Raw genomic sequence first — 21,399 nt, 5'->3', positions numbered from 1 at the left:
TCAAAGATTGCCTTTTTAGCTAGCAATTTAGACTTGCATGCTGAATTTAAGCCGATAAATTCAATACATACTATAGATCTGCTTGAAGGATGTCTGTACCTCAGCCAAAGGATTCAAAAAACAATAACTCAAAAACTGATATCAATCCCGAGCAAGCGCTCGGTTTAGTCTCATTAGGTCTTATGCAAAAATTGTCCGACAAAGGTATTGATAATTTGAATTGGTTAAAAGAAGACGAAAAATGTGATACTTATGAGCTACGACAAAGACTTGAACTAACTTCTTTAGCTATTGAAACAGGAGCTCCTCTAAGCACTTCAGAAGTATCAAAACTTTTAGGCGTTAGGCCAGGCTCCTCAAAAGTTCAGAGAGGTGGACTAATTGCTAAGAAAATATCAAGAAATGTCTGGAGATTAATTAAGTCAAGCCAAGAAAATTCTCATTGGCGTAATTAGTAGAACCTAATTTAGGCTTTAAAATGAGCCTTAGCGTCATAAAGGGTTTCTTCGTTGATTTCTCTACAACCAGCTTGGCGAGCATAATTCTCTGTATTTCTTCTTACTTTACCTCTTACGAAAAATGGGATTTTCGAAAGTTCTCTTTCACCCTCATGTGTCCATATAGGATCAGCATTTGAAGTTGTTGAGTCACTTGAAACTGTTGTTTTAACTTCTTGATTAACATTATGGTTTCCTTTTCCACCTAAATGTCCTAGATGACTTTGATGACCATCAACAAATTCAAAGTCATGCTTAAACATTCCAATTAAATGTTCTTCAAGTCCCATCATTAGAGGATGCACCCAGTCGTCAAAAATGACATTTGCTCCCTCCCAGCCCATTTGAGGACTATATCTAGCAGGTACATCCTGAACATGCATTGGTGTGCTGATTACTGCACATGGTATGCCAAGTCTTTTTGCACTATGTCGCTCCATTTGAGTACCAAGGACTAATTCTGGAGAGGTTTCTTTTATCGCTTCTTCTACTTCTAAGTAGTCATTTGTGATCAATGCCTCTAAGCCAAGTGCCTTAGCGGCTGGACGAACTTTTCTGGCCATTTCACGGCTATAAGTTCCTAAACCAACAACTTTAAAACCAAGCTCCTCGTTAGCAATTCTTGCTGCAGCAAGAGCATGTGTTCCGTCTCCAAAAATAAAGACTCTTTTTCCTGTTAGATAATTCGAATCTACTGAGTTCGAATACCAAGTTAATTTAGAATGATTCGATTCATTTACCGATTTTGGTATTTCCATCCCTAAAACTTCGTGCAATTCTCGAAGAAAATCCTGAGTAGCCCCAACACCAAGAGGAACTGTTGTCGTAAACGGAATATTTAAATTTCTTTCAAGCCAAATACAAGTTGATTCCGCTATCTCTGGATAAAGGCAAACATTCACATCTGCATCTGGTATTCGAATGATATCTGCAGGTGATGCTCCCAAAGGTGCTACAACATTAACGTCTATACCGTGCTGAGCAAGTAGTTTTTGTATTTCCAAAATATCATCACGACATCTAAAGCCAAGCAAAGTTGGCCCAAGAAGATTTACTCTTGGTCTTCTTTTTTCTTCCTGCCAAGTTTGTTTTGATTCTTTCGAATGGTCTTTGAGTAAATTTCTTACTATTTGATAAAAAGTCTCAGAACCACCCCAGTTTTCCTTTTTGCTATAAGCAGGTAACTCTAGGCTAACAATTGGGATGTCAAACCCCATACCTTTAGCAAGTGAACCAGGCTGATCTTGAATTAATTCGGCTGTACAGCTTTCTCCAACTAAAAGAGCCTCTGGATTAAACCTTTCAACAGCTTCTTTTAAATGTCCTTTTACAAGTTCAGCTGTATCTCCTCCTAAATCTCTAGCTTGAAAAGTTGTATAAGTTACAGGTGGTCTACTACCACGACGTTCAATCATCGTGAAAAGAAGATCAGCGTAGGTATCTCCTTGAGGAGCGTGTAAAACATAATGTAATTTTTTCATCGACGTAGCAATCCTCATTGCACCAATATGAGGAGGTCCTTCGTATGTCCAGAGAGTTAATTCCATGAAATTAATTTGATGTAAGAGTTTTAGGATTTAAAATGTCATGCCTGCGAAGTGGCCTTGAGAACAATTCTGCCAAATCTGAAGCTTGGTCAATCCCGTGAATTGGGCTGAAAACCATTTCAATTGACCATTTAGTTGATATCCCCTCTGCTTCAAGTGGATTAGCTAGCCCCATTCCACAAACAACCAGATCTGGTGAACTATCCCTTACTCTGTCTAATTGCTTCTCTACATGTTGTCCCTCAACGATACGACAATCGGGAGGAAGCAAGTCTATTTCTGCTTTCATTAAATCTCTATTTAAGTAAGGCGTTCCTATTTCAACAATCTCCATTCCACATTCGTTACTTAGAAATCTGGCGAGAGGTATTTCTAATTGAGATTCGGGCAAAAGAAACAGTCTCTTTCCAGAAAGTTTCTCTACATGAGGAGTCAAAGCTTGCTTTGCCCTTAATATTAATGGATTTAAAATTGAATCAACTCGAGATTTCTCTATTCCAAATGAATTGGCAGCAGCCTGAATCCATAATGTACTTCCCGTAACACCTAATGGGAAGGGAGCTTGAATTATTTCAGCGCCTCTATTTTTTAGTTCTCTTGCCGTATCAGTTAAATATGGCTGCGTAAGAAGAACTTTTGTCTCTGGGCCGATTGAAGGTAATTCAGTTGACTGCCGGGGTGGAAAACTTTCTACATTGTCTATTCCAAGTCGATTAAAAATACTTGTAAGCCGATCCTCCACAGCATTTGCAAGAGTACCCACTAAAAGTAATTTTTTTTGAACGCTCTTCGGCATCAATGGAATCAACGCTTTTAAAGCTCCATCTTCGCCTTGCGTGAAAGTTGTTTCAATTCCACTACCCGAATAATTCAATACCGTTACTTGACCTTTAAGTTCAATATTCAGGTTTTCGGCAACTCGTGAAAGATCTATTTTTATTACTTCGCTCGGGCATGAACCAACTAGAAAAAGGGTTTTAATTTCCGGACGTCTTGCTAAAAGATTTTTAACTACCCTGTTTAACTCGTCATGAGCATCAGCTAATCCTGCCAAGTCTCTTTCTTCCAAAATTGCTGTACCAAAACGCGGTTCAGCAAAAATCATCACACCAGCTGCACTTTGAATCAAATGGGCACAGGTTCTAGAACCCACAACAAGAAAGAAAGCATCAGGCATTCTCCTGTGGAGCCAAACAATTGATGTTAGGCCGCAAAAAACCTCTCTTGGCCCAGATTCCTTAAGGAGCGTTGCACCGCTCATAGAAATAAATTTAATACATATATATATTCAAATTGCATCCAAAAAGGGTAACCCGTCAACAAACACTTAATCTCTTTCGCATTTAGTTACTTTTTAGCTACCTAATGTCTGACTACGGTGACTTTTGCTCTACCAACAGTTAGCAGTCCTTAGTATCGACAAAACATCTAAAAGGTAATTTCTTATCCAAAAAGCAAGTCAAAAACATGAGTAGAAATACGCGTTAGCCCTGTTCTATATGTATATGTTTCCATTTGAGGATATATATTTAATTTCAAATGTATCGAATTCGCTAAACATTTCCTAAAGAGATATTTGACTGCAAGAATATAAACAAGGACTTTCGAAAGAAAAAGATTAATGACTTCGACAATAACTCGTAAGGAGGACGGTGAAGGTAGCGTTCAGGTAAAACAAGATCCAAAAGCACAAATCCAAGAAGGAGCTCTTGTTATTGCCGTATATGGCAAAGGAGGTATTGGTAAATCAACTACTTCTTCGAATTTATCAGCTGCATTTTCAAAACTTGGAAAGAAAGTACTTCAAATCGGTTGCGATCCAAAGCATGACAGCACTTTTACCCTAACGCACAAGATGGTGCCTACCGTCATAGATATTCTTGAAGAAGTAGATTTTCATAGTGAAGAGCTGAGACCTGAAGACTTTATGTTTAAAGGTTTTAATGGTGTCATGTGCGTTGAGAGTGGTGGGCCTCCAGCCGGAACAGGCTGTGGTGGCTATGTCACTGGTCAAACAGTCAAACTTCTAAAAGAGCACCATCTTTTAGAAGATACTGATGTGGTTATATTCGATGTTCTTGGTGACGTTGTATGCGGTGGTTTCGCTGCTCCATTACAGCATGCAAATTATTGTCTAATTGTTACCGCAAATGATTTTGATTCAATTTTCGCAATGAATCGCATCGTCGCAGCAATAAATGCCAAAGCAAAAAATTACAAAGTTCGCTTAGGAGGTGTAATAGCCAACCGTTCTGCTGAATTAGATCAGATAGAAAAATTCAATGAAAAAACAGGTCTTAAGACCATGGCTCATTTTCGTAACGTAGACGCAATACGCAGATCAAGACTTAAAAAGTGCACAATTTTTGAGATGGATCCAGAAGAAGATGGCGTAGTAGAAGTACAAAATGAATATCTTTCGTTAGCCCAGAAAATGATAGATAACGTTGAGCCATTAGAGGCAGAACCTTTAAAAGACCGTGAAATATTTGATCTACTTGGATTTGACTAAATAAATACCTAAAGGTCTATTGCAGACCAACTAAACGCATAGACAATTCCCAAACTTTTCTAGAAGTCACTGGATCTGTCACTCTATCGGACAACTCTTGTGAGAATTGTTGTCTGTCCTTACGTTGTCTATTACCCCAGCTCCAATGGACACCTGAAATAGCAAATTGAGGGTCTGCAACGACTTGCGCTACTCTGTCACCAGCGAGCGCTTCACTGACAAAACCTCCAGTTATTAATTTCTGAAACCATGGGAACAACCATTGAAACAGTTTAGGAGTGTTTCTAAATAATCTTGTATTAGCGACACATCCTGGATATAGAGAACTAAAAAGAATTGGAGAAGAATTAAATCGCCTATGTAATTCTTGAGTCGTAATCATATTGCATAACTTACTGTCTTTATAGGCTTTCCCTGGTTTAAAACGTTTACCACTAGCCATTGATATTGGTTCGCAAAAACCCTCTTCAAAACCAGATAGATTTCCTAGATCAGCAGGAGCTGGTATTGGTATTTTCCCGCCTAACTCTTTGTTGTTGGCGGTCACTGTCCCTAAGATAACTACTCTAGATGATTCCACCCCCCAAGATCTTCCCTTCCAGACCGGTCTTGAGGACTTACTAAGATTTTCCAAAAGCAACTGAATCAATAAAAAATGCCCAAAATGATTTGTTGCCATTGATATTTCATATCCCTGTGGAGATCTCAATGGTTTTTTTAAACGAGGCAGATACACAGCAGCATTACAAACCAAAGCATCCAATGGTTTGTCCAAATCCTCTAGAAGACTTTTAGCCCCATTGCGAACGCTATCCAAGTCGCCAAGATCAATTTGTATATGTTTCAGTTGTCTTGGACTATTAATAGGTAAACCAATAGCTGAGGCCGAAGCTTCCGCTCTCAAAGAAGATCTATTTGCAGTAATAACTCTCCACCCCCTATTTACCAAAGACTTTGTTGCATACAAACCAACACCTGAGGTTGTACCAGTAATTAAAACAGTTCCTGGTGCCGCTTGTACTAGAGCCATCTTCTTTAGTAAAAACTATTTTTAATCAATTTTCAAAAACAAATCTAAGCCTAAGAGACGCAAAGTTAATCATCGCCAGATAACTCTGACACTATTTGGAGTAATCCACTGATCTTGCTCCTTAAAAAAACTTTGTTCTCCACCATTTATAAACATTTCATCAAAACGTAGTCTTAACTTTTGAAGTTTTTTGGATTCTCTTTCTAATAAATATGACAACTCCAGATTCCTATTTACACGTTGATGAGATGCAAGTCCTAAATTCACGAGACTTGTTGAAAATACAATCAATAGACCAAACTTCAAAATTAATCCCACATAGCTATATAAAAGCTCTCGCCTAATTTCTTCTTTCTGAAATTCAGAAACTTGAGTAAAAGCATCGATTTTTTTATTTACAGAAGGATTCCTCTTGATAATTTTCTTTGATCGCTTCCTTCTGAATGGTTCTTCAATCCATTGAGGTTGTCCCAAAATCAAATGAAAATCTCACATGTTTTCATGTTAACTTACTTAACAATAGAATCAATTCTTTCACTACTTTCAATGCTTTATGAATTCAAAAAAAAATAAATACGTAAAGGAGAATATAAAGAAAGTAATATTTTAAGAAGTCAAATAAATCTTTAAAATACTAGTTTGACTCAAAATATAATCAAATAGCTTTTACTATTCTTAGATTAAGTTTATGATGTTTGAGCTTCTACTTGAAAAGTTTTCATAACAAATAACTAAAAAGCAAAATGAATAATCGAGAAGAAGTTCTTTATTTAAATCCTCTTGAATTAAGTGGACCAGAACAAATGGCAATTGATCTCTTTTTGTTAGAGAAATCATTTACTGACCAAAAATTTAATATGGCAATACGTTTTTACACTTGGGATGGGGACTGGTTGTCGATTGGTAAAAATCAAAAAGAACTACCAAAAGGCTGGCTTAAACTTTTAAAAAATGAACAGTTAAAAATTGTAAGAAGGCCTAGCGGAGGGAATGCTGTTCTCCATAGCAGAGGGCTGACTTATGCACTCATATGGAAATATCCGCCAAGGAACAAAAAAGAATCATACCTAAAGACAACTGAATGGTTAATATGTGGTCTAAAAAAAGCTGGAGTGGATTTATCTTTCGGGACTGAACCTGTGCATTTATCTAATAGTAATTGTTTTTCAACTTCAACATTAGCTGACTTAATTGATAAAGATAAAAACAAGCATATTGGAAGTGCACAATACTGGAGGAAGGGACACTTGCTTCAACATGGAGAAATATTAATGGAACCGTCAAAACAATTATGGAAGAAAGTTTTTAATACTAATCCACCAAAAATAAAAAATGAAATCAAAGATAAAGGTAAGGTTATAAATATTTTAAAAGAGTCATTCAGCAAAATATGGCCTGGTTTAGAAATGTCTAATTACAAATTAGATGAAAAAGATAAAGAAATAATAAAACGTTTATCTATAGAAAATTTCAACAAGATCAATCATTTTTGACTGTCATCTAGATCACTCGAAGCCATTGAATTTGCTATTTGAGAAAGATTCAATCCTATTGGATAAATATTTTCTTGTCTTGCGACTTTAATTAATTGATCTGGAAGATTTAATCCAATTTTTTTTAGTACTGCTTTACCAATATCTACTCTATCAAGTGTTCCTAAAGGAAGGCCAGCACACGAAAGGACAAGTAATCTTGCGTCTCTTGTTTTTTCAATTTTTATTATTGCTTGCCATAAAGATTCTTTTTCATTAATCGATGGCAATTCATCTATTGGCAATGAAAACTCATAAAGAAACTTTTTATCCCAATTTTGTACAACAATATTTTGCAAGATTTTTTCATGCACATAACCAACCCATCTACCTTCTCTACACAAAAGAATCCAATCTTGATTAGAGCCATTATTTTTATTAAATGAATTAGATTTAGATAAAATTTTAACTGGCAAATTATCCTCTAGGACCCTGTATGAGCGACTGCATACTTGATTGACATTCAATTCAGATAATATCTTTTGTATTTGAATAATTTGGCTCTGTGACTTGGCTGAAGTAAAGATAAATAAACCAATAATAAATAAGCAAAATGCAACATAAAAGCTACCACTGAGCAAACTAAAAATGCCTACAAAGATAGCACTAAAAGAAATCAATCTTGCAGAGGCTATTGCAACTTTAATACCTGTTCTTTTACTACCAGTAAAATGCCAAATTAAAGATTTTAATATTACACCACCATCAAGAGGGATTATAGGAAGCAAGTTAAATAAGCCTATTAAAAGATTAAGGTTCCCAACCTGCTTAAATAAGTTCGAAAAAACAAGATTTGATACGGATAAATTATTACTTAATAAAATCATTAAAAAGGCTAAAAAAAGACTAACGATTGGTCCTGAAATTGCAATTTTCAAACTTCCTTTTGAAGTTTTACATTCTTTTTCTAGGTTTGCCATTCCCCCAAGAAAAAAAAGTGTTATGTCTCTAACTTTTAGACCTTCTCCAATTGCTACAAAGGAATGAGCCAATTCATGCAATAAAACAGATATGAACAAAAGAATCGACGTAAAAACACCTATCAGCAAGCCATCAAAAATAGATGCTTGACCATCCAACATTGTCTCAAACTGCTCTCTTGCTGACAAAGTAAAATATAAGAAAACCAAAAACCAACTAGGATGGACCCTTAAGGGGATGCCTTTGATTTTCATAACTTCCCAACTATCCAAGCTTAAATTCCTCCAAAATCTCAATAAATCTATTTCAATCAATCCTAATAAAAGTTCTGAAAATGATCAGAAAATCTCCTTCGATAAAATCAACAGCAATAAAAATTTGTGGGATAACAAATACTACGCAAGCAAAATCCATAGCTCAATTCAAAATAAATGCTATTGGGGTTATTGGCGTAAAAAATTCCCCTCGTTTTGTAGAAGAAGAAGAATGTGTAAAAATTTTTAATGAAGTAGAAAAGGTTTCTTCAGAAATTGAGAAAGTATTAGTTATCGCAAATGAAAATTTAGAAACAATAAAATTTATAAGTAACAGATCAATTCCACCATCAGTTATCCAACTACATGGGGATGAATCAGTTGATTATTGTCGTGAATTAAAGAATAAATTTTCACCAATTAAAATATGGAAAGCTTTCAGATTAAAATCTATTAATGATTTAAATATAATAAGCCAATACGAGGATTATGTTGATGCTATCCTCTTAGATGCGTGGGATGAAAAGTCACTTGGTGGAACGGGTAATAGAGTTCCAGTAGAGTTACTGGTTAACAAAAATTTTAAAGCTCCTTGGATATTAGCTGGTGGAATATCAGCCGAGATAATTCCTGAAATTTTTTCTAAACTTAGGCCTGATGGGGTTGACGCCTCAAGTCAATTAGAAATATCTCCAGGAATTAAAGATCTGAATAAAGTTGAATCTCTTGTGCGTAAAATAAGAGAACAAAACAACAAATGAGTTTTACTTTGATTTGACTAATTTAGAATGCACCTGCGGAGGGCATAAGTGTTATGTCCTCAATAATTTGATTAATTGGCTGATTAGCAAGATGTAAAAGCTGAGATGCCGCTTGATCAACTGAGAGCATAGAATCTCTATCAAATTGCATCCCGACGCTATCAGCATCCCAAAGAGATGAATTTACTGATCCAAGTGTAAGTGTGCATGCTCGTATTAAATTACTTCGTTCTTCTTCTGCTAAGCATTTAGTAAAACTTGCTAATGCTGCTTTGGAAACACAATATGCTCCCCATTGCGGGAAAACATTTCTAGCAGCATGGCTACTAACGTTGATAACTAATCCTCCTTTTTTTCTCATTAAAGGAACCACTTCAGAGCAAACCTGAAAGATACTGGTTAGGTTCATTTGCATGACCCATTCCCATTTCTCAAGTGGCATAGATAAAAGGTCTCCAGTCCAAGCAACTCCTGCATTATTGATCAATACTGAAGGAATCAATCCACTTTTCATCAATTCAACTATCCCATTAGAGATATTTTTGGAATTACTGAGGTCAATAGATTTGTACAAGACCTTGACTTTCTTATTGTCAATTTCCTGAGATAGACTTTCCAGTTCTTCTTCAGATCTAGACAATAGTAGTAAATCCCATCCAGAATCAGCAAAAGCTTTGGCAGTTGCCCTCCCAATTCCTCTAGAAGCACCTGTGATTAATACTGTTGACAAGAAAGTTAATAGCAAACATGAAAACTTTAAACTGAAATTTCACTTTCTATAGACTGAGTTTCCAAATATTTTCCCATTTCCCTAAATTTGGAATATCTATTGTCTCTCAATTCATCAGGGGATAAAGCTAATAATTCAGATAAATGCTTCTCAAGGGCATTTTTTAAAGTTTCTCCAGCCTGCAGCGGTGCCCAATTATTCCCACCAGAAGGCTCTTTTAAGACCTCATCAACAATTCCTAACTTCATAAGATCAGGACCAGTAATTTTCAATGCTGATGCTGCTTCAGGAGCCTTACCCGCATCTCTCCATAAAATCGAAGCACAAGCTTCGGGGCTTGCAACTGTATAAACACTATGTTCAAACATAAGCAACCTGTCTGCAACACCTATACCAAGAGCCCCACCAGATCCACCTTCTCCAATAACAGTTGCAATTATGGGAACTTTAAGCCTAAACATTTCTCGCAAATTCACTGCGATTGCCTCTCCCTGACCTTGTTCTTCTGCGATGAGTCCTGCATAAGCACCAGGAGTATCTATAAAACAGATTATTGGCAGATTAAATCGATCCGCATGATCCATAAGCCTTAAAGCCTTTCTATAGCCTCCAGGCTTTGCCATGCCAAAGTTTCTTGCAACATTCTCTTTTGTATCTCTACCTTTTTGTTGTCCAATGAGAAGAACAGACTTTTCACCGATTCGAGCTAACCCTCCTATGAGAGCTTGATCATCAGTTCCGTTTCGGTCTCCATGTAATTCAACCCAGTCCTCGCAAAACATTTGGATGTAATCAAGTGTGCTAGGCCTTTGAGGATGCCTAGCTACTTGAATCTTTTGAGCTGGTGTGAGTGCATTAAATATTTCATCTCGCCTTCTTGCAGCAAGAGTCTCTAATTGTAGAAGTTGTTGGCTTACATCAACCTCTGAATCCCTTGCTAATTCTCTGATTTGATCAATTTGATTCTCTAATTCAACAAGAGGTTTTTCAAATTCGAGAAGAAAACGTCTAGCCATAAAAAATAACCAGCTATTCAAATACTCAGACGGTTAGAGTCTGAATATTTTTTTTCAATCCAACAGCAGAAAATCCGTGCCTCTCAGAAGCTTGACCAATAAAATCCATCTTTTCAAGAGTGATATTGTTCCTACCCCAACTGAAATTTGTATGACAATTCTCGAATTCAAGAATCATTGCTTCAGCAAAACAAGCGAACATTTCCCTTTTAGGATTTTCCATCTCAGCCAACTCCATCATGCTCCAACCAATATCTTTAAAAAATTGAACTATTCCACCTTTTAAAACGTGTATACCAGGTCCTGAAAACTTCTCACCTAAATTTTTAGGGTAACCTCCATCAATCATCAAGCAGGGTCGTTTGATTTTGGATGGGTCAATTTCTAAGGTTTTGGGCATACTTGCGACCCAAATCACAATATCTGCCTCGGGTAAAGCCTCATCAAGGGTGAGAATTCTACCTCCACCAAGTTGAGATTGAAGTTCAGTCAAAGGTTTTTGTTGTCTAGCTACTAATAGAAGTTCTGATACACCCGTTCGACTTGTAAGCCATCTACAAACAGCACTACCAATATCACCAGTAGCTCCAACAACAGCAACTTTAGATTTACTTAAATCAATTCCTATTCGAGGTGCATTTTGCTCTAACTGCTTACAAATAATCCAAGCAGTATGAGTATTACCAGTTGTAAATCTTTGCCAATCAAGTTTTGTATTTCTAACTTGTTGATTTTGAAGCAAATTAAAATTCTCAAAAATTATTGATGTAAATCCACCAAGAGCCGTAATACTTATCCCTTTTTTTTGAGCCAACTCCATCGCATTCAATACTTTTCTTCTTGCAGTTTTGAAGCGACTCAGCATCTCAGGGACAAAGCATGAGTCTATATAAGCTCCCTCGATTGTCTTTCCGATTGCACTAACAATTTTTACATGCTCAACCAACTGAGGAGGAGCAGTACACCAGACGTCTAAATCCCCTTCAGCAATATGGTCATAGCCCAAGTCCAATGCCTTTCTCTTGGCATCGTCAAAACTTGTCGAATGTCCAATTAGCCCAAACATTTGGTTGAAAGCAAGTTCAAAATTTAAACAAAATATTTATCCAAGATTGAAGATTAGACCACGAAGGTCAAAAAAAAAAGAATTCCTCAAGAACTTTAAGTTCATGAGGAATCAATGAAGATATATAAATATAGATTTTAAATAAACTAAATCACTGCTGCAAGAGCCATTCTAGCAATTTCTCTATTGTCAAGGCCTATTTCCAAAAGGGAATCTTGGTAAGCAATCATAAATTCTTCCATTAACTCTTCCTTATCCATATGAAGTACTTCAGCATCATTTGAAACCTCATCAAGCATTGATTTGATCAAAGGCAAATTTACTTTATTAGCCTTCATAAGATCTTTCTTAACAGAATCAAGATTGGCCTTTAACCACTCTTGACCATAATTCAAATGTAAATATTCATCTTGAACAACACCTTCTGTAATTCTTTTAGCAAAAGGATCGGCTACGCCAATGTAAACGTTATATGCAGAGATTGCGAAAGATTCAATTAAAATACACTGAATCAAAAGGCACGTTGTAGTGTCACCGGCAGCAAAAGCTTCCAGGAAATTATTATGAAGTCTTGAGAAGAATTTTTTAGCAAAAGGCATATCCGGCTTGACGGCAAGATTCCTTCCACAGGCACAAAAACCGTGCATATGTTTTTTTTCCATCTTTCCAAGTCTTACAAGCTCATCGGCATGCTCTGGAATCAACTTGGCTAAATCGCAAAAATTTGCGTAAGCTTCCTCTTCACCCTCAATAACAATTGCATTGATCCTGCTGTATGCGTCTTTGTATGAATCTGATGCAAAATCTGGAAGAGCTTCAGAACTTATCTCTTCTTTTTCTACGGTTAGATTGTTGGATGCAAGAGCTTGCATAGATCTATTGGAAATTTATCAATCTGAGTGATCTTACAGAATAAAAAGCAAAATGGTAGTTCAGTTATCACATCTTAACTGCTAGAAACAGGTCTTTCAGACATAACTGGGGGCCATTCACTGTCCAAAAGGCTTATAAACATTGACTTCCAATGATCTATTAGTGCATTTTCCAAAGCTGCACCCAATTCAACATTTGAAGAGCTTGCATCACCAATAACACCAGAAGAACTCAAATCTTTTGTAAGCCATGCGCATGGAGAGGCGCCTTCAAGGCTCCATCCTTTTGGTGTAGAAATAATCTCCTCACTAGAAATCTTTTTATCTAAATAAGAATCATTTTGAACCAAATCTTTAGCCATATGCAACATAAGACTTGTTTCTGCAGTAGCTGCATGAAGTCCTTCTTCGACCTCTTTATCAGTCAAAAGATTTTCCAACCCAGGAACTCCACTCCATAAAAAGCAAGGCAAAACAGCTAATGAGGGGCATTGAATTCTTAATTGTCTTGAAACAGCTTGAAGTAATCCTATTTGTCCTCCATGTGCATTAAAGAAGACCAATCTATCGAATCCCATTTTTGCTATTTGCTGACCGACATCAGTAACCAGTGAAAGCAAAACATTTGCAGATAGGGACAAAGTTCCTGGAAAATCCTGATGCTCAGGAGAGAACCCAATTGTCTGGGATGGCATCATCCATATCGGCATTTTTTCTGGCAAACATTCAAGTGTCTTAATTAAAATATTCTCAGCAAAAAAAGTATCAGTAATCAAAGGTAAATGAGGTCCATGTTGTTCACATGCTCCAAAAGGCCAAACCAAGGTAGATCCTTTAGCAGAAGCGGCTTTAGATGCCTCAGGCCAGGTCAAATGCTCAAATCGGCGAGTTTGAAAAATGATAGAAATCTCCTAATAATTAAAAAACAACTTACCCTTGACTGTAAGAATGTTTAACTTATTACAAGGGTATTATGGCCGGGTCAGATTCTCAGCCTAAAAAAGCTACTCCCCCCAGGCCGGCAGCAAATGCTCCGCGCAAACCATTACAGGTTATGCACATCAGTCGAAAGACTGAAGAAAAAATAATTGACAAAGGATCATCTGAAAAAGAAATTTCAGATCAATCTAAAGATAAAAGATTTGATGAAAACGTTTTAGATCAAAAAGAAACTTCTCAGTTAACTAAAGCTCCTTCTATTCCCACAGACTCAAACGACAATCTCAAAACACAGACCATGGAAGATGTTCTGTGTTTTGAAAATAGTTCTGACCATAAAAATATTCAGACTTTTGATGATCAAAATATTCTTGACCAAAGAAGTAGAACAGTTGATGAATTTGATTTTGATGAAGACGAATTTTTAGCAGCCTTAGAAGAAAATCAACCAATCGGTACAACTGGAGAAATTGCAAAAGGTTCAGTTATTGCAATTGAAAGTGATGGTATATACGTAGATATTGGCGGAAAAGCACCTGGTTTCATGCCTAAAAATGAATGCGGGCTAGGGGTAATTACAAATTTAAAAGAACGTTTCCCAAAAGGGTTAGAAGTCGAAGTTCTTGTTACTAGAGAACAAAATGCAGATGGGATGGTAACAGTTAGTTGCAGGGCATTAGAACTAAGAAAAAGCTGGGAAAAAGTTCAAAACCTTGCAAAAGAAGGAAAAGTTGTTCGAGTTAAAATAAATGGTTTTAACCGTGGGGGTGTTACATGCGACTTCGAAGGATTAAGAGGCTTTATTCCAAGATCTCAACTTGAAGACGGAGAGAATCATCAATCTCTTGTTTCAAAGACACTCAACACCGCTTTTTTAGAGGTAAATCCAGAGAGAAGAAAGCTTGTTCTCTCTGAGAAGAAAGCTGCAATTGCCTCAAGATTTTCCGAATTAGAAATTGGACAGTTAATTGAGGGTAAAATCTTAACAATAAAACCCTATGGTTTTTTTGTTGATTTGAAAGGAGTCAGTGGATTATTGCATCATTCAATGGTAACCAATGGAAGCATGAGAAGCCTTGGAGAAGTTTTTCAAACAGGCGAATCTATTAAAGCTCTAATAACTGATTTAGATCCTTCCCGGGGACGAATTGGATTAAACACAGCCCTTTTGGAGGGTCCTCCAGGAGAACTTATTACTGACAAAGCAAAAGTAATGGAAGAAGCGGATGAGCGAGCAGTTAAAGCTCGCAATAGCTTGAATAAAGAAAAAGTTGATCCTCAAAAGGAAGATAAAGGCATCAACTAACCCTCTTAAATTTACTTTGAAGAAAAAAAATTGTGATTGCTTCAAAAAAATCTGATTTAAAAAAAGCAGACTGGGAAATAGACTTTTATTCCCGCCCAATAATTGATGAAAATGGGAAAAAAAGATGGGAATTATTAGTCACATCTACAAATAACTTCAAAGCCACGAAAACTTTTAAATGGGTAAAGATATGCCCAGCATCCAGTGTTAATTCTATTTGGTTAAAAGATGCTTTAGACGAAGCTATTGATACAGCTTATTCTCAAGGTTGGGATAAACCGTCCGTTATTCGTTGTTGGCGATCCTCTATGAAGACAATGATCAAACGTGCAGCAGATCAAATAGGTATTGAACTTGTTTCTAGCAGGAGAACCTATTCATTATTGGAGTGGCTTATTGACAGAGAAAGGAATTTTTATCCCCAGCAAAAAGGCTATATCGGCGTCAATCTTTCTCCTCCTTCAAAACCAATTGCAAACCAGGCTATCCCTTTACCAGAAGAGGTAAGAGGTGACTCTTGGAGCTTTGCTTCCCTAACTCTAGATACACTTAGAGAAGCCGATGAATGGGAAATAGAGTTTTCCAATTTAATCCCTATAAAAGATTCAATTAATCAAAATATTTCTATTCCAGGTATTAGGCTTTTTAGTTCAAAAAGATCTTTAGCACTTGCAGCTTGGCTTGGGGGACTTGAACCTGCAAAGCTTTTAATCGAAGGGACCCAAATAATATTAGAAGCAGGGCAAGCTGATAGATGGTTGGTGACTGATGTAGAAGAAGAATCACAAAAAGCTATTGAAAATAATTTTCTAAATACAAAAACAGAGGCCGATGGACTTCAATTTATTTCAGTTCAAAAAAGTCCTGAAGAAAATTCTCTAGATGGTTTTTGGATGCTAAAAGATATTGGAGAAATTTAACAGCAATATCGAACTAAACTATATAAGTAAGTTAGTTCCCCTTAATAAAATAAAATAAAATTGATTTTATCTAGCTGCAAAAATATTGATTTTTTCAGTCTAAATTATTAAAAGTATATGATTTAATACCTGCTTTTTCACTAAAATAACTAGCAATAATGAGCCAGCAAAATAAAAAGAGCAGCTAAATCTTACTTCTAAGATCAATCATCTGAAGCAAAAACATAGTATCAAGTAATTCAAGTTAATAATACATTTAATTCAAAAGAAAAAGTTACTGATTGTTTAACAAAAAAAGCAAGAAATCAAAGTCTATGGATATATACATCAGATTATATACCTATACATATCGCTGATATAAAAACAGGGACATCTCGTCTTTCATTGCGGATTTAAAGGTCTTGAATAGAAAATTATCACAAAAACTTTAAAACTTTTAGAAAAAATAGGATCTCATAAAAACAACTTAATTATTAAAATCACAGGTGAAATTTTTACGAAGAAAAATTCAAATATAAAAGCAATAAAGGAGAAAAAATAATTCCCTTATTCAAAAGACTCTAACCCTAATAAAATACTTTTTGACATACAAGGTACTGCTATCTCACAATTATATAAAGAAGGTATTAAAGAATATCAAATCAATACATATAGAATTTGCACACACTCAAATCTAAAACCGTTTAATTCTTACAGAAGAGAAAACATAATTCAAGACAATGGAGCTGCATATATTGATGATTATAGATAAATATAAACTATATATATCTATAATTAATTTAGCATTTATTTGTTGCTAATCCTTCATTTATGTATTCCTCCGCGATGTCAATATTGCTATCAAAAGGAATAACTTTAGCCACCAAGACACCATCGACTGAGCCTTTAGGTTTTAAATTTACTTTTGTATGTCTTGGCAGTTTTTTTTTGAGCCAATTAACTGATTTTTCTTCTAAATCAGGGTTGATTTCTGTGCAAGCTAACTTGACAGTATAGGTACGATTATGATCACCTATCAGCAACACAGACGAACTTGTAACTTGCAAAACTTCGGCCGCATCAACTTCCAAATAAAAACAAAAAAAAGAAATTAGTAATATTAAAATCTTTGTAAAAAATCTATTCATAAAAGTTTTTACAATTATGTTTTCATCTCAGGGATACCAACCATTTGAGCGTTACTTTTACCAGGTGGCACCATAGGATAACAATTTTCACCTTTTCGTACATTTACGTTAACAAGAACTGGGCCTTCACTACCCAAGGCTTCTTGAAGTTTAGGTATTAGCTGGTCTCTCTCAGAAATTACAATCCCCTCAATACCAAAAGCATTAGAAAGCGAAACAAAGTCAGGTTCCCCAAAGGACATATTAGATGCTGAATATCTTTCGTCATAAAAACTTTCTTGCCATTGCCTAACCATCCCTTGCCAATGATTATTGATAATAATTACTTTTATGTTCAACTTATATTGAGCAATAGTTCCAAGCTCCTGGATATTCATGAGGATACTTGCATCACCGGCAATACAAATTACTTGCTCCTTAGGTAAAGCAACTTTGACTCCCATTGCAGCGGGCATTCCAAAACCCATTGTTCCAAGTCCAGCACTGCTTATCCATTGTCTTGGTCCATTTAACAAGTATTGAGCTGCCCACATCTGATGTTGTCCAACATCAGTTGTAATGAAAGCATCTTCTGCCAACTCTCTTAAAGCAATTAATACTTCCTGTGGATAAATTTCTCCTTCTTTAGGGGGAATTATCAAAGGAAAATTATTTTTCCAATTATTAATTTTGTTAAGCCAGTTGGAGGTTCTTGGATTTATTTTTCTTTGATTACTGAGATCTAATAATTTAACAAGACTTATTCCTACATCTCCTAATACCGAAACTTCAACTACTCTATTTTTATTTATTTCAGCAGGATCAATCTCAAAGTGAATTACTTTTGCCTTAGGAGCAAATGTATCTAGTTTACCTGTAACTCTGTCATCAAATCTTGCTCCAATCGCAATCAACAAATCACATTCAGTCACAGCAAAGTTTGCAAAAGCTGTTCCATGCATACCAAGCATCCCAACTGATAAAGGCTCACGTTCATCAAACGCGCCTTTCCCCATCAAAGTTGTGGTTACGGGTATTTGAAATCTATTAGCAATAGCCGCGAGAGTTTCATGTGCCCCCGAAGAAATAACACCCCCTCCAACATAAAGGAGTGGTTGCTCAGCATTTTCAATTAAATCCAGAGCTGCACTTATGGCTTTATGTTCTGGCGCGAATGGTAGTTCAAAACCTGGTGGCTTTATTGAACCTGGTTCAACAGGAAGATAATTAAACATCTCTTGTCCAACATCTTTTGGTATGTCAATCAAAACTGGTCCAGGTCTACCCGATGAGGCAATAAGAAAAGCTTGAGCCACAACTCTTGCAATTTCAGATGGATCTCTTACTACCCATGAATGTTTAACAATTGGAAGTGTTATCCCAAAAATATCTGTTTCTTGAAAAGCATCAGTGCCTATTGCAGGTCTAGGGACTTGTCCTGTTATCACGACAAGAGGCACAGAATCCATCTGAGCGGTGGCAATTCCTGTTACTAGATTCGTGGCTCCAGGACCTGATGTACCAAAACAAACGCCTACTTTGCCAGTCGCCCTAGCAAAACCATCTGCAGCATGAGTTCCACCTTGCTCATGTCGAACAAGAATGTGTTTTAACCACCCCTCTTGCTCTGCTTTAAAAACCGCATCATATATTGGGAGTATTGCTCCGCCTGGATAACCAAAAATAGTATCTACTCCATGCCTACGAAGAGAATCCATCAAGGCATCAGCACCTGAGATCTCATTTTGAGTTTGTGCTCCTGAATCCCCTATTTGATTGGGCGCAGAAGTCAGGGTCACGGCAAAAGAAAATCTAAACTAACAATAAATCTTAGTGTGAATAATTTCAATTAATCTAAATTAAGCAAAGATTTAATTAAATTCTCTAAGTTTTAATAGGAAGCTTACTTATCAAATAAATTAACACAAATAATCATTTTAATTCTTCAAAGCAAACCTATTTGATGTAAAGGTCCACCACCAATTATTAATTCCACCAAAAAACAAAGAAAAACAATCATTGCAACTCTTCCATTCCAAACTTCAGAGCTGTTATTCCAACCCCACTGCCATTTCTCCTGAGGATAAAGTTTTACTCTTTCTGGCAATTTTGATGCTTCCTCTAAAGTTATCCCCGCACCGTTTAAGCAAGAAGAAACCAGGTCAGCCAATCCTTCAATAAACAAAGGATATGTATCAAGCGCTGGAACTCTTTTAAAATTAACAATTCCATTCTTCTCAGCAATTTCTTTGTACTCAATATCAATCTCCTGGAGGGTTTCAATATGCTCACTCACAAAACTTATTGGGACCACAACAAGTTCCTTTACGCCGGATTTGCCTAGTTTTTCTAATACTTCTTCAGTGTATGGTTTTAGCCACTCTTCTGGCCCAACTCTGCTTTGATAAGCAAGTGAGAATGAATTGCTATATCCAAGTGAGTTTTCAAGCTTATCAATAATCAAAAGTGAACAGTTTTGTATTTGATCTTGATAAGGATCACCGGCTTCTTCTACATAGCTTTTAGGGACACCATGTGCAGTAAAAAAAACGTGGGCCCCTTGGGGTAAATCACAAGCCAAGATTTCTTTCTTTATTAATTCAGTCATTGAGGAAACATAGGCTGGATGATCAAACCAGCTACGAATACAACGAATTGATAATTCTGCGAACTCAGAGTCACCATCTTTTAACCTTTTCAATTCTCTAAAACTTGATCCACTTGTACTTATAGAAAAATGTGGATAAAGAGGTAGAACAACAACCTCGCTAACACCATCAGCCTTCATATCCGCTACAGCCGACTCAGTAAATGGATGCCAATACCTCATTGCAACGTATGTTGTAGCGTCTATTCCAATATTTCTAAGATAGCTCTGAAGTTCTCGTGCTTGCTGCTCGGTAATACGGCGTAAAGGTGATCCACCTCCTATCGATCTATAAGCCTCTTGTGATTTACTGCTTCTTAATAAGCTTATAAGCCACGCTAGGGGTTTTTGGAAAGAACGAACTGGTAAACGAATTATCTCTGGATCAGAGAATAAATTATACAAAAATGGTCCTACGTCCTTAATCCTCTCTGGACCTCCGAGATTTAATAAGAGGACACCAACCCGAGCCATTTCAGAAAAAACTCCTTATAAAGGTTATATAAACCCTAATAAAAGTAAAGCTAGCTAAATTTACAGGATCATGGACGAGAATCAAAAGTTACTAGATATCAACCAAGACCTTGAATCAAAGGGAATCAATCTGAGAATTGAGAAAAGGGGTAAAGTTTTAAACATTCGAGGTTCTTTGCCAGATAAGAAATCTCATAATCTTTCCAAAGTACAAAGAATAAGTCTTAAACTTCCACACAACATTCATGGTCTAGAGGAGGCTAGAAAAGCTATAGAGTTAATTGATTTTCAACTCAAAAAAAATCAATTTTCCTGGTCTAATTGGATTAAAGAAAAAACCATAACAAAAAAGACTAATAAATCAGTGGTAAGCAATGAAATAGAAAACTTTAAAAGGCAATTTTTTTCTGACACATCCAGGAGCAAATCATCAGCTGGAATGATCAGCACCTGGCAGTCTGCTTACAAACCATATTTGAACAGATTAATGGGAGAAAGTCATAAATCTACTTTAAAATTAAACGAGGATTTTCTAGTGAAAATCCTTTTAAGTTACAAAAAAAACTCAAGGAGCAGACAACAATGTGGAATTGCTTTGGGTGCTTTAGCTAGATATCTTAAATTGGAGCTTCCAGAGAACTGGAAACAACTTCAAAGTGGTTATGGAATACACGAGTCTAATTTCAGAGAATTACCAAGTGACGAAGAAATTATTGATAGTTTTAAATTAATACCAAATCCAAAATGGAGATTTGTTTTTGGGCTAATGGCAACCTATGGGCTTAGAAATCATGAAGTCTTTTTTAGTGACTTATCTTGTTTAAAAAAAAGTGGGGATCAAATACTCCGTGTTTTTCCAAACACAAAAACAGGCGAGCATCAAGTTTGGCCCTTTCATCCTGAATGGGTTGGTTTATTTGAGCTAGATAACAAAATTAATACTTCAGATTTACTCCCAGATATCCAAACGGATCTCAAGGTGACAACTCTGCAACATATCGGAAGAAGAGTATCTGAACAATTTAGAAGATATAAAATATCATTTACCCCCTATGATTTAAGGCATGCATGGGCAGTCAGAACAATCTTAATAGGCCTACCAAATACCGTAGCTGCAAAAATGATGGGGCACTCAGTCTCAATACATACAAAAACCTATCATCATTGGATAACAAGAAGAGACCAACAAATTGCTGTTGATAGTGCTCTATCAAAAGTTAAATTTTAACAAGAAGAATAATTAATATTTATAGCCATATCATTCTTAGA

General features: G+C 36.2%; 21 protein-coding genes. 8 read left to right on the top strand and 13 right to left on the bottom strand.

Annotated elements, in window-relative coordinates:
- Positions 1 to 89 precede the first annotated feature (89 nt).
- Positions 90 to 455, top strand: a complete 366-nt coding sequence (locus AC6EI2_RS11185; RefSeq protein WP_498462386.1) for a DUF8679 domain-containing protein — start codon at positions 90 to 92, stop codon at positions 453 to 455.
- Positions 456 to 466: 11 nt separating this feature from the next.
- On the opposite strand, the gene AC6EI2_RS11180 is transcribed toward AC6EI2_RS11185, so the two are convergent.
- Together AC6EI2_RS11180 and AC6EI2_RS11175 are read right to left on the bottom strand one after the other, a co-directional pair.
- Positions 467 to 2,044, bottom strand: a complete 1,578-nt coding sequence (locus AC6EI2_RS11180; protein ID WP_498462385.1) for a ferredoxin:protochlorophyllide reductase (ATP-dependent) subunit B — start codon at positions 2,042 to 2,044, stop codon at positions 467 to 469.
- Between the two features lie 4 nt (positions 2,045 to 2,048).
- Positions 2,049 to 3,305 carry a ferredoxin:protochlorophyllide reductase (ATP-dependent) subunit N gene (locus tag AC6EI2_RS11175; protein ID WP_498462384.1) on the bottom strand — a complete coding sequence of 419 codons (1,257 nt, stop codon included), beginning with the start codon at positions 3,303 to 3,305 and terminating at the stop codon, positions 2,049 to 2,051.
- A 360-nt stretch (positions 3,306 to 3,665) separates the two neighbouring features.
- Here AC6EI2_RS11175 and bchL point away from each other — a divergent pair, with 360 nt between their 5' ends.
- A complete protein-coding gene (bchL, locus tag AC6EI2_RS11170; RefSeq protein ID WP_036906964.1) occupies positions 3,666 to 4,556 on the top strand; it encodes a ferredoxin:protochlorophyllide reductase (ATP-dependent) iron-sulfur ATP-binding protein in 891 nt (296 codons plus the stop codon).
- 16 nt (positions 4,557 to 4,572) lie between these two features.
- Here the strand turns inward: bchL and AC6EI2_RS11165 are convergent, their stop codons facing one another.
- Together AC6EI2_RS11165 and AC6EI2_RS11160 are read right to left on the bottom strand one after the other, a co-directional pair.
- The gene (locus AC6EI2_RS11165; RefSeq protein WP_498462383.1) at positions 4,573 to 5,586 is read right to left on the bottom strand and encodes a protochlorophyllide reductase; all 1,014 of its coding nucleotides are present in this window, start codon (positions 5,584 to 5,586) and stop codon (positions 4,573 to 4,575) included.
- A 69-nt stretch (positions 5,587 to 5,655) separates the two neighbouring features.
- Complete coding sequence (locus AC6EI2_RS11160) at positions 5,656 to 6,060, bottom strand: hypothetical protein (RefSeq protein WP_498462382.1); 405 nt, start codon at positions 6,058 to 6,060, stop codon at positions 5,656 to 5,658.
- Between the two features lie 269 nt (positions 6,061 to 6,329).
- Here AC6EI2_RS11160 and AC6EI2_RS11155 point away from each other — a divergent pair, with 269 nt between their 5' ends.
- Entirely contained in the window at positions 6,330 to 7,079 is a 750-nt protein-coding gene (locus AC6EI2_RS11155; protein ID WP_498462381.1) for a lipoyl protein ligase domain-containing protein, read from the top strand.
- Here the strand turns inward: AC6EI2_RS11155 and AC6EI2_RS11150 are convergent.
- Positions 7,070 to 8,353: a site-2 protease family protein gene (locus AC6EI2_RS11150; RefSeq protein ID WP_498462380.1), complete on the bottom strand. Its 1,284-nt coding sequence runs from the start codon at positions 8,351 to 8,353 to the stop codon at positions 7,070 to 7,072. The two genes, AC6EI2_RS11155 and AC6EI2_RS11150, sit on opposite strands and share 10 nt — an antisense overlap.
- A gap of 20 nt (positions 8,354 to 8,373) precedes the next feature.
- Here AC6EI2_RS11150 and AC6EI2_RS11145 point away from each other — a divergent pair, with 20 nt between their 5' ends.
- Positions 8,374 to 9,054: a phosphoribosylanthranilate isomerase gene (locus AC6EI2_RS11145; protein WP_498462379.1), complete on the top strand. Its 681-nt coding sequence runs from the start codon at positions 8,374 to 8,376 to the stop codon at positions 9,052 to 9,054.
- A 22-nt stretch (positions 9,055 to 9,076) separates the two neighbouring features.
- On the opposite strand, the gene AC6EI2_RS11140 is transcribed toward AC6EI2_RS11145, so the two are convergent.
- The 5 genes from AC6EI2_RS11140 to AC6EI2_RS11120 form a co-directional block, all read right to left on the bottom strand.
- Positions 9,077 to 9,784 carry an SDR family oxidoreductase gene (locus AC6EI2_RS11140; protein ID WP_498462378.1) on the bottom strand — a complete coding sequence of 236 codons (708 nt, stop codon included), beginning with the start codon at positions 9,782 to 9,784 and terminating at the stop codon, positions 9,077 to 9,079.
- Positions 9,785 to 9,810: 26 nt separating this feature from the next.
- Positions 9,811 to 10,800: an acetyl-CoA carboxylase carboxyltransferase subunit alpha gene (locus AC6EI2_RS11135; protein ID WP_498462377.1), complete on the bottom strand. Its 990-nt coding sequence runs from the start codon at positions 10,798 to 10,800 to the stop codon at positions 9,811 to 9,813.
- Positions 10,801 to 10,825: 25 nt separating this feature from the next.
- On the bottom strand, positions 10,826 to 11,866 hold the full coding sequence (locus AC6EI2_RS11130) for a long-chain acyl-[acyl-carrier-protein] reductase (protein ID WP_498462376.1): 1,041 nt from the start codon (positions 11,864 to 11,866) through the stop codon (positions 10,826 to 10,828).
- A 146-nt stretch (positions 11,867 to 12,012) separates the two neighbouring features.
- Positions 12,013 to 12,738, bottom strand: coding sequence for an aldehyde oxygenase (deformylating) (locus AC6EI2_RS11125; protein WP_498462375.1), 726 nt, complete (start codon positions 12,736 to 12,738; stop codon positions 12,013 to 12,015).
- 74 nt (positions 12,739 to 12,812) lie between these two features.
- Positions 12,813 to 13,610 carry a creatininase family protein gene (locus AC6EI2_RS11120; RefSeq protein WP_498462374.1) on the bottom strand — a complete coding sequence of 266 codons (798 nt, stop codon included), beginning with the start codon at positions 13,608 to 13,610 and terminating at the stop codon, positions 12,813 to 12,815.
- A gap of 101 nt (positions 13,611 to 13,711) precedes the next feature.
- Between AC6EI2_RS11120 and AC6EI2_RS11115 the strand changes: the two genes are divergently transcribed.
- The 3 genes from AC6EI2_RS11115 (at position 13,712) to AC6EI2_RS11105 (ending at position 16,654) form a co-directional block, all read left to right on the top strand.
- Positions 13,712 to 14,983, top strand: coding sequence for a S1 RNA-binding domain-containing protein (locus AC6EI2_RS11115; protein WP_498462373.1), 1,272 nt, complete (start codon positions 13,712 to 13,714; stop codon positions 14,981 to 14,983).
- Positions 14,984 to 15,015: 32 nt separating this feature from the next.
- Positions 15,016 to 15,903 carry a Tab2 family RNA-binding protein gene (locus AC6EI2_RS11110; protein WP_498462372.1) on the top strand — a complete coding sequence of 296 codons (888 nt, stop codon included), beginning with the start codon at positions 15,016 to 15,018 and terminating at the stop codon, positions 15,901 to 15,903.
- A 574-nt stretch (positions 15,904 to 16,477) separates the two neighbouring features.
- Positions 16,478 to 16,654: a laccase domain-containing protein gene (locus AC6EI2_RS11105; RefSeq protein ID WP_498463495.1), complete on the top strand. Its 177-nt coding sequence runs from the start codon at positions 16,478 to 16,480 to the stop codon at positions 16,652 to 16,654.
- Between the two features lie 28 nt (positions 16,655 to 16,682).
- On the opposite strand, the gene AC6EI2_RS11100 is transcribed toward AC6EI2_RS11105, so the two are convergent.
- From AC6EI2_RS11100 to hemH, 3 genes are all read right to left on the bottom strand, one after another.
- Positions 16,683 to 17,030 (bottom strand): nuclease, encoded by a 348-nt coding sequence (locus tag AC6EI2_RS11100; protein WP_498462371.1) that lies wholly within the window; start codon positions 17,028 to 17,030, stop codon positions 16,683 to 16,685.
- 14 nt (positions 17,031 to 17,044) lie between these two features.
- Positions 17,045 to 18,808 carry a biosynthetic-type acetolactate synthase large subunit gene (gene ilvB, locus AC6EI2_RS11095; protein ID WP_498462370.1) on the bottom strand — a complete coding sequence of 588 codons (1,764 nt, stop codon included), beginning with the start codon at positions 18,806 to 18,808 and terminating at the stop codon, positions 17,045 to 17,047.
- Between the two features lie 146 nt (positions 18,809 to 18,954).
- Positions 18,955 to 20,130, bottom strand: a complete 1,176-nt coding sequence (gene hemH, locus AC6EI2_RS11090) for a ferrochelatase (protein WP_498462369.1) — start codon at positions 20,128 to 20,130, stop codon at positions 18,955 to 18,957.
- 70 nt (positions 20,131 to 20,200) lie between these two features.
- Between hemH and AC6EI2_RS11085 the strand changes: the two genes are divergently transcribed.
- On the top strand, positions 20,201 to 21,358 hold the full coding sequence (locus tag AC6EI2_RS11085) for a site-specific integrase (RefSeq protein WP_498462368.1): 1,158 nt from the start codon (positions 20,201 to 20,203) through the stop codon (positions 21,356 to 21,358).
- Positions 21,359 to 21,399 lie beyond the last annotated feature (41 nt).

It is taken from the genome of Prochlorococcus sp. MIT2302, assembly GCF_059772385.1.
Note: the sequence above shows the minus strand (reverse complement) of the source record. Positions and strands in the feature narration are given on the sequence as shown.

What these genes read in the sequence shown, in the direction of transcription:
- AC6EI2_RS11135 (WP_498462377.1), bottom strand. Translation starts at nt 10,800, where the DNA reads ATGGCTAGACGTTTTCTTCTCGAATTTGAAAAACCTCTTGTTGAATTA.
- AC6EI2_RS11100 (WP_498462371.1), bottom strand. Translation starts at nt 17,030, where the DNA reads ATGAATAGATTTTTTACAAAGATTTTAATATTACTAATTTCTTTTTTT.
- AC6EI2_RS11145 (WP_498462379.1), top strand. Translation starts at nt 8,374, where the DNA reads ATGATCAGAAAATCTCCTTCGATAAAATCAACAGCAATAAAAATTTGT.
- AC6EI2_RS11155 (WP_498462381.1), top strand. Translation starts at nt 6,330, where the DNA reads ATGAATAATCGAGAAGAAGTTCTTTATTTAAATCCTCTTGAATTAAGT.
- AC6EI2_RS11130 (WP_498462376.1), bottom strand. Translation starts at nt 11,866, where the DNA reads ATGTTTGGGCTAATTGGACATTCGACAAGTTTTGACGATGCCAAGAGA.
- AC6EI2_RS11175 (WP_498462384.1), bottom strand. Translation starts at nt 3,305, where the DNA reads ATGAGCGGTGCAACGCTCCTTAAGGAATCTGGGCCAAGAGAGGTTTTT.
- AC6EI2_RS11165 (WP_498462383.1), bottom strand. Translation starts at nt 5,586, where the DNA reads ATGGCTCTAGTACAAGCGGCACCAGGAACTGTTTTAATTACTGGTACA.
- bchL (WP_036906964.1), top strand. Translation starts at nt 3,666, where the DNA reads ATGACTTCGACAATAACTCGTAAGGAGGACGGTGAAGGTAGCGTTCAG.
- AC6EI2_RS11180 (WP_498462385.1), bottom strand. Translation starts at nt 2,044, where the DNA reads ATGGAATTAACTCTCTGGACATACGAAGGACCTCCTCATATTGGTGCA.
- AC6EI2_RS11115 (WP_498462373.1), top strand. Translation starts at nt 13,712, where the DNA reads ATGGCCGGGTCAGATTCTCAGCCTAAAAAAGCTACTCCCCCCAGGCCG.
- AC6EI2_RS11185 (WP_498462386.1), top strand. Translation starts at nt 90, where the DNA reads ATGTCTGTACCTCAGCCAAAGGATTCAAAAAACAATAACTCAAAAACT.
- AC6EI2_RS11125 (WP_498462375.1), bottom strand. Translation starts at nt 12,738, where the DNA reads ATGCAAGCTCTTGCATCCAACAATCTAACCGTAGAAAAAGAAGAGATA.
- hemH (WP_498462369.1), bottom strand. Translation starts at nt 20,130, where the DNA reads ATGGCTCGGGTTGGTGTCCTCTTATTAAATCTCGGAGGTCCAGAGAGG.
- AC6EI2_RS11085 (WP_498462368.1), top strand. Translation starts at nt 20,201, where the DNA reads ATGGACGAGAATCAAAAGTTACTAGATATCAACCAAGACCTTGAATCA.